Origin of the sequence: Algoriphagus aquaeductus, assembly GCF_003253485.1 — a bacterium.
GTDB lineage: Bacteria > Bacteroidota > Bacteroidia > Cytophagales > Cyclobacteriaceae > Algoriphagus > Algoriphagus aquaeductus.
On the sequence record NZ_QKTX01000006.1, the window covers coordinates 66,876 to 79,257 of the forward strand.

At 46.5% G+C, this 12,382-nt stretch carries 12 protein-coding genes; 7 read left to right on the forward strand and 5 right to left on the reverse strand.

The window, feature by feature from the left end:
- Window positions 1-8: 8 nt before the first annotated feature.
- From CLV31_RS09645 to CLV31_RS09660, 4 genes are all read right to left on the reverse strand, one after another.
- A complete protein-coding gene (locus CLV31_RS09645; RefSeq protein ID WP_111392692.1) occupies window positions 9-1,319 on the reverse strand; it encodes a DEAD/DEAH box helicase in 1,311 nt (436 codons plus the stop codon).
- A 131-nt stretch (window positions 1,320-1,450) separates the two neighbouring features.
- Window positions 1,451-2,305 (reverse strand): glycoside hydrolase family 16 protein, encoded by an 855-nt coding sequence (locus tag CLV31_RS09650; RefSeq protein ID WP_111392693.1) that lies wholly within the window; start codon window positions 2,303-2,305, stop codon window positions 1,451-1,453.
- Window positions 2,302-4,431 (reverse strand): outer membrane protein assembly factor BamB family protein, encoded by a 2,130-nt coding sequence (locus CLV31_RS09655; RefSeq protein WP_111392694.1) that lies wholly within the window; start codon window positions 4,429-4,431, stop codon window positions 2,302-2,304. The genes CLV31_RS09650 and CLV31_RS09655 overlap by 4 nt, the downstream gene beginning before the upstream one ends.
- Before the next feature lie 27 nt (window positions 4,432-4,458).
- Window positions 4,459-5,259 (reverse strand): sterol desaturase family protein, encoded by an 801-nt coding sequence (locus CLV31_RS09660; protein ID WP_245943375.1) that lies wholly within the window; start codon window positions 5,257-5,259, stop codon window positions 4,459-4,461.
- 202 nt (window positions 5,260-5,461) lie between these two features.
- Between CLV31_RS09660 and CLV31_RS09665 the strand changes: the two genes are divergently transcribed.
- The 7 genes from CLV31_RS09665 (at window position 5,462) to CLV31_RS09695 (ending at window position 11,400) form a co-directional block, all read left to right on the forward strand.
- On the forward strand, window positions 5,462-6,127 hold the full coding sequence (locus CLV31_RS09665; protein ID WP_111392695.1) for a heme exporter protein CcmB: 666 nt from the start codon (window positions 5,462-5,464) through the stop codon (window positions 6,125-6,127).
- A 231-nt stretch (window positions 6,128-6,358) separates the two neighbouring features.
- Window positions 6,359-7,123 (forward strand): SDR family NAD(P)-dependent oxidoreductase, encoded by a 765-nt coding sequence (locus CLV31_RS09670; RefSeq protein WP_111392696.1) that lies wholly within the window; start codon window positions 6,359-6,361, stop codon window positions 7,121-7,123.
- Complete coding sequence (locus CLV31_RS09675; protein ID WP_111392697.1) at window positions 7,120-7,872, forward strand: M15 family metallopeptidase; 753 nt, start codon at window positions 7,120-7,122, stop codon at window positions 7,870-7,872. Before CLV31_RS09670 ends, CLV31_RS09675 begins: the two co-directional genes overlap by 4 nt.
- A gap of 87 nt (window positions 7,873-7,959) precedes the next feature.
- Window positions 7,960-8,703: a ThuA domain-containing protein gene (locus tag CLV31_RS09680; RefSeq protein WP_111392698.1), complete on the forward strand. Its 744-nt coding sequence runs from the start codon at window positions 7,960-7,962 to the stop codon at window positions 8,701-8,703.
- 76 nt (window positions 8,704-8,779) lie between these two features.
- Window positions 8,780-9,361, forward strand: coding sequence for a NifU family protein (locus CLV31_RS09685; RefSeq protein ID WP_111392857.1), 582 nt, complete (start codon window positions 8,780-8,782; stop codon window positions 9,359-9,361).
- A 12-nt stretch (window positions 9,362-9,373) separates the two neighbouring features.
- Window positions 9,374-10,450 (forward strand): DUF3810 domain-containing protein, encoded by a 1,077-nt coding sequence (locus CLV31_RS09690; protein WP_111392699.1) that lies wholly within the window; start codon window positions 9,374-9,376, stop codon window positions 10,448-10,450.
- A 53-nt stretch (window positions 10,451-10,503) separates the two neighbouring features.
- Window positions 10,504-11,400, forward strand: coding sequence for a M23 family metallopeptidase (locus CLV31_RS09695; protein ID WP_111392700.1), 897 nt, complete (start codon window positions 10,504-10,506; stop codon window positions 11,398-11,400).
- 16 nt (window positions 11,401-11,416) lie between these two features.
- On the opposite strand, the gene CLV31_RS09700 is transcribed toward CLV31_RS09695, so the two are convergent.
- The gene (locus tag CLV31_RS09700; RefSeq protein ID WP_111392701.1) at window positions 11,417-12,313 is read right to left on the reverse strand and encodes a DMT family transporter; all 897 of its coding nucleotides are present in this window, start codon (window positions 12,311-12,313) and stop codon (window positions 11,417-11,419) included.
- Window positions 12,314-12,382: the final 69 nt, after the last annotated feature.

Here is a 12,382-nt window from a genome sequence, read left to right on the forward strand (position 1 = left end):
CTTTAATTCTAAATCACCGCCACCCTTACTTTCTTTTCCTTCAACTTCAGGTTGTTGACCTTGGGAAGGAGCCTTTCCACTGCGTCAGTTTTCACCCCTACAAACGCACAATCAGTCTTCAGCTCGATGACGCCGAGGTCTTCTTTGCCAAGTCCACCTTGCTTGAAAAACAGTCCCGCCACATCGCCTTTGGAAATTTTGTCTTTTCGCCCTCCCGAAACAAACAGCGTACTCCATTCTGAAGGGCGAGGAAGTGGGGAGGGGGTCAATTTTTCCACAGGAAGATTTCCGATAAAATCAGGAAGGGGATCCTTTTCAAAGTGGAGGACATAGGCCGTTCCTTCACTGTTCATGCGGGCGGTCCTGCCATTCCGATGGGTAAATTCCTCGCTCCTTACCGGGAGATGGTAATGAATGATAAACTTGAGCTCAGGTACGTCGATTCCCCTCGCTGCCAAGTCGGTAGCCAAGAGTATCTGATGGGTTCCATTTCTGAATTTGATCAGGGAGCGTTCCCGATCTGTCTGCTCCATACCTCCGTGAAAAACCCCGTGAGAAATCCCGTTCTCGCTCAGAAAGTCGCTCACTCGCTCGATGGAATCCTTGAAGTTGCAGAAGATGATCCCGTTTTGATTACCCAAGTGCGAAATCAGGTCAAGGAGGGTTTCGAGCTTGTCTTTGGTGGGAGAAAGGACCTTTTTGATTTGAAGCTGGGAGATTTTGTCCTCCAAAAAATCCACGGTGACCGGTGATTTCAAGCCTACAAATCGTGGGATTTCCACTCCGTAAGTAGCTGAGGTCAAAATCATTTTCTTTACTCGGGGAAGGAGCTGAAGAATGTCCTTCATTTCGCTTTCGAAGCCGATTTCCAGTGACTTGTCAAACTCATCCAGCACTAGATTTTTGATAAAACCGGTGTCAAAAGCTTCCCGTCTCAGGTGATCTGCCACCCTTCCCGGAGTGCCTACCAGTACCGCAGGTCGATGCTTGATTTCGATCCGATCTTTGGAACCTGCCCTTCCTCCATAGACGGCATTCACCTTATATCCGGTTCCCATTTCCCGCATCACTTGCTCAATCTGAATCGCCAATTCCCGGGAAGGCACGATGATGATCAATTGGATTTCTTCCAACGTTGCATCAAGCTCCTGAATCAGCGGTAAAAGAAAAGCCAGGGTTTTTCCAGTTCCGGTTGGGGAAAGCAAAATAATCTCATTCGAGGATTCGATGGCTTGCTTTGCAGCGAGCTGCATGGGATTCAGCTGCTCGATTCCTAGCTTGGAAAGGATCTCTGACTGGCTTTTTTGAGAGGTTGACATGCAGCAAAGGTAGGGCTTTGAAATTCATCATTTGAAATTTGAAATCATGATTATAAGCTCTTCTGCCAGTAGACGAATTTCCTTTGATTTTGGGTTGGAAGACTAAAGACCGAATTTCGAATGACGAAGATTTAAAATGGTCGATACTCCATCCAGTCCACTTCGAGTTCGTAGCGTTTTTTGGGTTTCTCCAGTGCGTCCCGACGAGTCTCCACGCTCCAGTTGTCTGTATGCCAGAAGTTGACTCGATATCGGGAAGGATGCTGAGGAATTCCTCTTTCTCCCCGATAATCCCAAAGCACTAAGGTATCCGAGGTGACCGGATGAATCATCCACCACCGAATCCGGTCCGGCTTCCAGTCAAATCCATAGGTGTGGAAATCAGAAGAGGCATCAAATCTGGGGATGGTTTCAATAAAATCTGGCTTGGTTCCGACTAGCTTGGTTCGCTGACTTTTATGATCGAGCCTTTCTTCGGTGGTGTAAATCAGTCCCTTTGCCAAATTGATCGTGCGGCCCACGCGTCGGAGTTCCCCTGATTTTCCTGTCCAAGTGCCCATGTAAATGACCGTCGGATCTGCGATCAGCCACTCAAAATCTATTTCACTCAGCCCCAATTGATCATCCTCATGATAAGTGAAAAGCCCCACGACTGCTCCCACTTTGGGCTGATGGAGGCGGGGGTCCGGCACTTTCAGTCTTGCCGAGTAGGTGCCAAAATGGGTGAAGTCCTTCGATATTATTTCAGGTCCTTTTCCCGGACCTGATTGTTCCTTGGGGTCAAGTTTGAACGAAAGCACTTCATATTCTCGACCGAGTGATTTACCCGATTGCCATTTGAAAGCGGAATTTCTCCCTGTCGAACCATACCTAAAATGGGTCAAGTCCGAAGAGCCAAAGTCCTCACGGAAACCTTCACTTTGGGGAAAATCCATGGCCGTCAGAAAGCTTAATAAGAGAAGTGTAAAAATCGATGATTTTCTCATGGCCGGATCAAATTGTCCGGTAAAGCAAAAGCCACATACGCATCTCCACTTTTGGTACCTTTGCCGCCACCGCAGGCAATGACAAGGAATTGCTTGCCATTTATCTGATAAACTGCCGGAGTGGCATGACCTGCCGCGGGGAGTTGGGCTTCCCAAAGGAGTTTTCCGGTTTCTTTATCGAAAGCACGGATTTTCTCATCCTTGGTAGCAGCGATGAAAAGTACTCCACCGGCTGTGGCCACAGGCCCGCCATAATTTTCGATACCGGTATTTTCAAATCCCATCGTTTTCAAAGAATCGATACTTCCGAGCGGAATTTGCCATTTTTTCAATCCTGTATTCATATCAATTGCGGTCAAAAGTCCCCATGGAGGATTGGAACCGTAGATTCCCTCTTGGGTAGTGAGACGCTGATAGCCTTTCATGTAGTAGCGGGGATAAAGTTTGGAGCTTTCGGCTTCCAGCTCCTTTTTGTCTCCGGCGTCGGCTTTACCTAGTAAGTAGTCGATCAGGATTCCTCTTTCCTCAGCCGAAATATGGGAAAAAGCAGGCATAGCGCCCCTCCCTTTGCGGAGCAATTGATCCAGGGAATCAGCCGTGTATTTGTCTTTCAACCCCAGCAAACTCGGCAAAGCAGGTGGATTGCCTTTTCGATCTAGGCCATGACAGTTGCTGCAGTAATTGCTGTAAATAGATAGGCCCACATTGTCGAAACTCGCATTGGGAGTCATGGAAATCAACCACGGAATCTGATTGGCATTGATGTACATCGTTTGAGTTTCGTGATCAAAGGATGCTCCGCCCCATTCTCCCCCACCATCCATGCCTGGAAAAAGTACGATGGGTTTCTCCGGATGTGGAGGAGCCCAAGTGTCACCGATTATGGCGTTGCTGAGTTGATTTCGAATGTCATTTTCCCAATCTGGAGTCAAATTGAGGATATCTTTTTCCTCAAAAACCATATTCATAAACGGTTCAGGAAGTGAGGGAATCGGCTGGGTTTTGGAACTGACCTCTCCGGGCATCACGCTTTGGGTCACTGGAGTTTCAATGATCGGCCAAATCGGCTCACCGCTTTCCCGGTCAAACACATAGGTATATCCTTGCTTGGAAATCTGAGCGACTGCATCGATCCATTTGCCGTTCTTTTGGATTCGGATCAGATTGGGATTGGCGGGAAAATCCCGATCCCAAACATCGTGGTGAATGGCCTGAAAGTGCCAAATCCGTTTGCCTGTCCGTGCATCGAGCGCCAAAAGTGAATTGGCGTACAGGTTATCCCCCGTGCGATATCCTCCCCAAAAGTCATAAGTTGCCGAACCTGTAGGAACGAACACGATCCCCCGGGTATAGTCTACCGTCATCCCGGCCCAGTTGTTAGCACCTCCGATTTGTCTGATGTGCTTCGAGTCCCAAGTTTCGTAGCCGGCATGGCCTTCCTGAGGAATGGTGTGAAAAATCCAATCCCGCTTTCCGGTTTTGATATGGTAAGCTCGAATATGCCCGGGAGCGGCATCCAGACCTTCGGAAAGACGCATCCCCAAAATCAATTTGTCTTCAAAGACGACTCCGGGAGAATTGGAGACAATCAGAAAATCTTCTAAGTCGGTATCCAGATCCTTTCTGAGATCCACTTTTCCCTGATCCCCAAAACTCAAAATCGGCTCTCCGGTCAGGGCATTTACCGCCATAAGCCAATTGCCTGCCGTGAACAAAATCCGCTTGTCTTCGCCCTCTTCCCAATAACTGACTCCCCGGTTGGTGCCTGCCCAGGAATTTTCTCCTCCTAGTATTTGAAAAGGGTCAAAGCGCCAGACTTCCTCTCCAGTAGCCGCATCCAAGGCAAAGACGTTCAGTTTGGGAGTAGAGGCATAGAGCAGTCCATTCACCACGATGGGTTGGCATTGAATCTGACTTCGCTCGGTGGCGTCTCCGGTGTGATAGGTCCAAGCCACTTCGAGTTGGGAGACATTTTCTTTGTTGATTTGGGTCAAGGCAGAATACCTCGAACCATCTTCCGGGCCACCATAATGCGACCAATTGGTGTAGTCGATTTCCGGTGCTTTTTCAGCGCAGGCAAAAGCCAAAAAGCAGGTTGCAACTAGGAGTGATTTTGGGAAGGTCATTTGGGTGAATTTTGAGGTTCGATAAACTCAGGCGAGGTGCTTTTCCATATTTTGAACTTTCGAGTCTGTTTTAGCTTGGGTCACCTGATCAAACTTTTTTTCATAATCTTCTCGGAGTGTACCGAAAAGTCGATCCCAAATCAGGGTGTAAAGCCCGTAGTTGCCATGGAAATACTGATGGTGTTGGTTGTGTGCCGTGCCGGTATTGATCCATTTTCCGATCCAGGTTCGCTGGAAGTTTTTGGGATAAAGCTCATAGCCCAAGTGTCCGTAGACGTTATAGGAAAACTGAAACAGCATGAATAAACCAAATGCGGCCTGATGAACCGGCAGCACAAATCCCAAAACCAGAATAATCCCAGCCTCCACCACAGCTTCAAAGGGATGGAAGGCATAAGCCGTCCAAGGAGAAGGATTGGTGGATTGATGGTGAACTTTGTGGATGGCTTTATACAATCGGGGATGGTGCATCATTCGGTGAGCCCAATAGAAGTAGGCATCGTGGATCAAAAACATCAAGGGAAAACTTAGGTAAAAGTAGGTCCAACCGTATTTTTCCACCTCGCGGTAATACAAGGTGTAGGGATCTAAAAGAACAAAAACCACCGCCGCCATGGTGGCAAAAATCAGAATGGTGATCAAGGAATAAGCGATGTCTCTTGAATAATCTTTGAGCTTGGGGAATTTGGCCTGCATCTTACGGCTAGCCAAAATACCATGTAGAATAAAGTAGAAAAGAAAGAATACTGTGCCTGCAATCAGGAAATAGCGAAAGGTGACATTGCTGGCAATCCTAGTCCATCTAAACAAGAAATCATCCCAAATCATAATCTAGCATTGAAGACTCTTAAGTTAGTCAGAGAATCCTTTCCAAACCAAATGATGCCTTTGGTCTCCTTTAGGAAACGAATATTCAAAGACTTAGGGATGTTTTTCAGGACTTTGAAGCTTTCACTTTCTAAATCCATCCCAAAAAATCCTTTTGTGCCTTAGGGTCTTTGTGGCAAAAAAAAGTACCTACCTTTGATCCATGTGGAAAGAAATCTCAGTCCTCATCCGCAAGGAAATCACCCTCGAGTGGAGGCAGAAATACGCCTTAAATGGGATTTTGCTTTACGTGGTTTCGGCAGTTTTCATCACGTATCTGAGTGTGGGCGCCAAAATGGGCAACCTTTCCATCCCCACTTGGAATGCCTTGTACTGGATCATCATCCTTTTCTCGGCGGTGAATGCCGTAGCCAAAAGCTTTGTGCAGGAACACCAAGGCCGCCAATTGTATTACTACATGATCGCTTCTCCGGAGTCGATTATCCTTTCGAAAATTTTTTATAACACCGGACTGACGTTGATTTTGTCCTTGTTGGGCTACGGAGTGTTCTCGGTGATCCTTGGAAATCCCGTGCAGGATCAAAGTTTGTTTTTGCTCAATTTGGTGTTGGGTTCGGTGGGTTTTTCGGCCAGCCTGACTATGGTGAGCGGGATAGCTTCCAAAGCAGGAAATAACGCCACTTTGATGGCGATTTTGAGTTTCCCGGTGATTATACCGATTCTTTTGATGTCAATTCGTATTTCCAAAAATGCCTTGGATGGCTTGGATTGGAGTGTAAGTGTGGACAAATTGGTAACGCTTTTAGCCATCAATGCGATCGTCGGCGTGACGGCATATATTCTGTTTCCCTATTTGTGGAGAAGCTAGTTGGATTTACGAATTACGATACTTCTACTTCGCTCAGTACAATTTTTTGATTTGCGAGGGGCTGATGAACTTCATGGGTTGAATCTGTTTCAGAACCCTATTTTGCTTTAACTTATCTTAGATAAATATCTTGCGAAGCTTATCTTTTTTGGCTCTTATGCAAAGTCAATTTTTCAATCCTTAGATTCCGCTCAGGATGACTTTTTTTATCATTACGTCTATCTTTAACCCATGAACAATAAAATCGCCCTAATCACTGGAGCCACCTCCGGGATCGGAAAAGCCTCTGCCATCACCCTGGCCAAAATGGGCTATGACATCATTGCCACTGGTCGTAGAGAGGATCGATTAAATGAATTGGAGAAGGAAATACCCTCAGGAGTCAGATTTTTACCTTTGGTGTTTGATGTGCGTGATCGGGAAAAAGTCGGGGAAATTCTCGGAAATCTCCCTGCCAATTGGGCAGCAGTCGATGTACTGATCAACAACGCCGGAAATGCCCATGGGCTAGATCCGATTCAGACTGGAAACTTGGACGATTGGGATGCCATGATGGACATCAACGTGAAAGGCTTGCTCTACGTCTCCAAAGCCATCATTCCAGGCATGACCGAGCGCAAATCCGGAATCATCATCAATATCGGTTCGATCGCAGGAAAGGAAGTCTATCCCAACGGAAATGTGTACTGCGGCTCCAAACATGCCGTAGATGCGATCACCAAAGGCATGCGCCTAGACCTGAACCCCTTTGGGATCAAAGTGATTGGTATTCATCCTGGATTGGTAGAGACGGAGTTTTCCCTGGTGCGATTCAAAGGGGATGAAAAACGAGCCGAGACGGTCTATCAAGGCTACGAGCCATTAGTTGCTCAGGATATTGCGGATATTATTGAGTTTGTGGTGAACCGACCGGCGCACGTCGTATTGGCAGATATCGTGGTGCTCCCCACCGCGCAAGCGGCAGCTACTTTGGTCAAGAAAAACCTGCCGGCATGAGAACTTATCTTTGCCTCCTAGCTTTGGCTTTCGCCTGCTCATCTCCCAAAAGTGATCAGGAAATCTTTACCGAACAGCAGCGGAAAGCTCTTTTTGAGCAAGAAAATCAAGACTCAACTTCAGCAGAAGCTGACCTACCTGCTTTGGAGAAAACCCTGATTGATCAGGGTTTGGTGGACATTGAAAAAGTGATTCCAGGCATCAAAGTGGAGCTGAAGTACTCCACGGAAGACAACTTTTTCGGTCAAGACGTCTATGGAGATCATATGCGCTGCTATCTACAGCCGGTGGTGGCGGAAATGTTGGGTAAAGCTCAATCCGAACTTCAGAAGGAATATCCCAACCTAACCCTATTGGTATATGATGGCGTGCGTCCGCTGAGTGTGCAGCAGATTCTTTGGGATAGTTTGGACAAGCCGGACAGCATCAAGCCTTTGTATGTCTCAGACCCGAAAATTGGAGGATTACATAACTTCGGCGTAGCAGTGGATCTGACCATTTTTGATACTGAGTCAGGAAAGCCATTGGACATGGGTACAGCCTATGATTACTTTGGCTACCCGGCCTATCCCGACCGGGAATTGCAGATGGTGGCCGAGGGAAAAATCACCAAAACCCATGTTGCCAACCGGGAAATCCTCAGAAAAGTGATGAAAGGAGCAGGATTTACAGGAATTGGTAGCGAATGGTGGCATTTCAATGCATTTTCACGAAAAGAAGCCGGAGAAAAATTTCAACTTATCAAATAGCTCCATCACTGGATTTTGGAGATTAGAATAAGTTTCTTCCAATCCGAAATCCGATATTCCAAATCCGAAATCAAAACCCATTAACCTATGAATCTCAAATCCACCTTCCTTACCCTTATTCTTGCCTTGTTGGTCAGTGTGGCCTCTTACGCCCAGCAGGGTGGGCAGTTTCGTGTCTTGGTATTTTCCAAAACAGCAGGATTCCGACATCAGTCTATTCCCAATGGAGTCCTTGCGATCAAAAAGCTTGGTGAAAAACATGTGTTCTCTGTTCACACCACTGAAGATGCCAATCACTTTACCGATGAAAATCTGGCTCGCTACGATGTGATTGTACTGATGAGCACGACGGGAACGATCTTCAACGAAGCTCAAAAAGCGGCTTTCCAGAAATTTGTTCAAAGCGGAAAAGGTGTGGTAGGGGTGCACTCCGCCACTGATACGGAGTACGAATGGCCTTGGTACAATCAGCTGATTGGCGCCTACTTCCTGGCTCATCCACGCAATCAGACCCTTCGTCTGCAAGTAGTGGACAAAAATCATCCGTCCACATGGCATTTGCCGGAAAACTTTCTTTGGACTGACGAGCTATATGAATTCAGAAATGTCAACCCCAATATCAAAGTTTTGATCAATGCAGATGAGACTACTTATGAGCCTGCCAAAGCGATGGGAGCCAATCACCCGATGGCTTGGTATCACGAGTTTGACGGAGGCCGGGTTTTCTACACGGCACTGGGTCATGTGGACGCAGTTTGGGAAGATGCGGATTTCCTGAAGCATCTGTATGGCGGCATTTGGTATGCGGCTAAAGGAAAATTGCCAAAGTAATTGGCTAAAAAAGAGAGGCCTCGGAACTTCCGGGGCCTTTTTTGGTTTTTCTTTGCATACACAATCAAGTAATCCCATGCTGAAAGCTCAAGCACGACCTGTTCACCTCTACATGGAGGCCAATCCAAATCCCAATTCTTTGAAATTTGTGGCCAACTTTATGTTGGTCGATGATGGGGTAAGTTTTGATTACCCAAGTGCCGAAAGTGCTGAAAATAGTCAATTGGCGAAAGAACTTTTCAATTTTGCTGCAGTCCAGCGCGTCTTTATCGCTTCCAATTTTGTCACAGTGACCAAATCTGAGGAGGTGGAATGGCCTGAAATCCAAACTATCATCCGAGACCACATTAAGCAGTATTTGGAGTCCGGACAGAAAGCGGTTCAGGCTTCTTTCGACAAGGATCCGCTTTTTGATGAAAATGATTCAGAGATCGTCAAAAAAATCAAGGGAATTCTCGATGAATATATCCGTCCCGCGGTAGAGCAGGATGGTGGAGCCATCGTTTTCCATTCTTTTACCGATGGAGTAGTGAAAGTGCTTTTGCAGGGTTCCTGTTCCGGATGTCCTTCCAGCACCATCACGCTGAAGGCCGGTATCCAAAATCTTCTCACCCGCATGCTTCCAGAAGTAAAAGAAGTAGTGGCCGAAGGTATCTAAATCGAATTAAACATGGGCAAAAGAGACTGGTCCTGGGCCTTCCTTGGAATATTGGCTTTGGTCATCCGGTATTTTGCCATTCGATATCCGGAGGCCACGGATGAACTGTATTCCAGAATGTTCTTTCCGGGCATTAGAAATGTCATCGACCTGACGCTGGGGCATCTCCCATTTCCCAGCGTCTATTTATTTATTGGCATGGTCCTGTTGGTACTGGTCGTTTTTGTTCGGAGATTTTTCCAAAAAAAGGGATGGAAATCCAAGTCGGTCTACACTGTACGGGCTACCTCCAATGGAGTTGGGGCATTGGTTTTTTTCTTTTTAATCTTATGGGGTTTTAATTATCAGCGAACCCCCATTTTTCAGCAACTGTCACTCAAGCCTAAGTCCCTTAATTTGGAACAGCTTGAATCAGAAATTCAGATTACCCAACGATTGGTAGAGCAATACAGAAACCGAATCAAGTCCGATACCTTGGCAATTTCTGAGATTTTGGACTATCCTGAATTGGAGCGCTTGGTGAGATCCAATATGAGCGAGAATTTGGAGATTTTGGGGTTGAATTTCACCGGAAGACCCCGTACCAAACAGTTTCCTCCTCCCGGATTTATGCGGAAAATGGGGATTTTGGGAATCTATTTTCCCTTCACAGGCGAAAGCTATATTGATCCTACTCTACATGCCCTGGAGCAGCCATTTACGATAGCCCATGAAATGGCACACAGCTATGGAGTTACTGACGAAGGAGAAGCCAATTTTATCGCCTGGGTGATTTGTACCAATTCGGAAGACCCGCTGTTGAGGTATTCGGGACATTTGCGTCTCCTTCAATATCAAATGCGGGATTATTACCGCATGGCGCCTGAAAACTATAAGACTTGGATTAGGACACTCTCCAGGGGAGTTCGAAATGACCTTAACTCCATCCGGGAAGCCAGTGAAGCGATCAAGCCATTTTCCCTCGAGATCAGCCGCAAGTCCAATGATATTTTCCTGAAAACCCAGGGAGTCAAGGCTGGAGTCAATTCGTATCAACAATTGCCCATGTTGGCTTATGCCTGGAGGAAAAGAATGAATTTGGAAGATTGAGTTTTTGGAATTGATCTAGAAGAGATTAGTTTTAGGCTTTAAATTCCGACCCAATGATTCAATTACGCTGCTTTTGCCTTTTGTTCGTTTTATCCATCTCTTCACTTCAGGCTCAAATCACCATCGATACCGAGCGTGACAAGGAAAACAATGTGAATTTTTATGCAAACAATCCTAATGAGATTCCTTATTCCGTCATTCTTAACTTTTCCCAGCTACAAAACATGACCACGCCGGCAGGTGGAAACACCACCGCTGTTGCAAATCCCGGAAGGACTAAAGTGGCTACGCTTAAACCGACATTGGCAGGACAGGGCACCAGCTATCGCTATACGTTCAGCTTTGCCAAGGGGAATGTCTATGCCAAGTCTAAAGTGAGTCCATCCTATTTGGTGCCAGTGTCAGAGGGTACGGTCGTCAAGGCAGTCTTGAATAATCCCTTAGCTGCAACGGTGGGAGATGAATCCGCTAAAGGTTCTTATGTAGGGGTCTCTTTTATGTTTGATCAGCCCGTTCAAGTCGTGGCTCCGAGAAAAGGGATCATCGCCGACATGAAAATGGATGCCCATGTGGCAGGTAGCAACTTGAGCTTTGTCGCTGAAGAAAACTTCATCGAGATTTACCATGAAGACGGGACTTTTACCAAACTCACGGTCCTGAAGGCGGGTTCGGAAAAAGTGAAACTGGGTCAACTGGTATTTCCAGGAGATATTTTAGCAGAGTCAGGGGGAGAAAACTATTCTCAAGGTCCTCATATTCGAATGATCAACATCAAAACGGTCAAGGAAAACGACCGGCTGATTTATCAACCGTTTCCGGTTCGATTCGTCAGTGATAAAGGCGATGTGGAAATCAAACAGTACGTGACTTTTTCAGTCGTACATCCCGAAGAGGTGAAGATGCTGGAGATGAGCAAAAAAGAATTGAAAACTTACCAGGAAGGCAAGTAAAATTGATTCGGTTTTTTTATTTCCGATTACCGACCCAAACTCCGAGAATCACCGCGGCGATTCCCAAGTAATGTCCCAAAAGCAAAACTTCCCCGTCCAACACTCCCCACATGATCGCCACAATCGGAATGGTATAGGTGACCAGGCTGGCAAAGAATGGGCTGGCGCTTTTGACCATGATGTTGAACAGAATCAGAGCCGTCGCAGTGCCGACCATGCCCAAAAGCGTGACATAACCCAAGGCCTCCCAGGCATGGGGATGGGTCACGAGTTTGTAGGAAAATTGGGTGCCGGCAAATAAGTAGATCAAGGCTAAAGGCAGGATCATCAAGAGGGATATGGAGGAAATCTCGATGGATTTGAGCTTGGTAAATCTCGTTTTGATCACGTGGAGGTTGAAGCTGTAGCAGATGCAGGCTGCAATCACAAAGAGTGCATATGCATTGATTCCGGCCAGAGAATCCCAGCCACCGCCTTCTTTATAAGTCACCAAAATGATCACACCGACAAAGGCAATTACTAGTCCCAAGGCATTTCTTCGGGTAATCCGGGTATTGAAAAAAACAGCTCCTACCAATACTACAAAAAGCGGAGTGAGCGCATTCAAGACTCCGGTTAGTGAGCTGCTCAACTGAGTTTGTGCCAAAGGAAACAGAAAAGCAGGTATAAAACTTCCCAGTAATCCAGCCAAGAGTAGATTTTTTACTTGAGTTCTGCTGAGATTCTTAATTCTGGGCAAGGAAAGCGGAAGAAGTAAACTTGCCGCAGCCACCATTCGGTAAGCACCGACCTCACCCGGAGAAAATACCTCCAGCCCACGTTTGATCAGGATAAAGGAGCTCCCCCAAATCAAGGTCAAAACCACCAGAAGCGTCCAATTTTTAAGACTGTTTTCGGAGGTGGCAGAATTCATAGGGTGTAAGGGGCTTTTTTGCCTGCAAAGGAAACAATTCTGAAAGAGAATCGGCTAAAAAAAGAACCT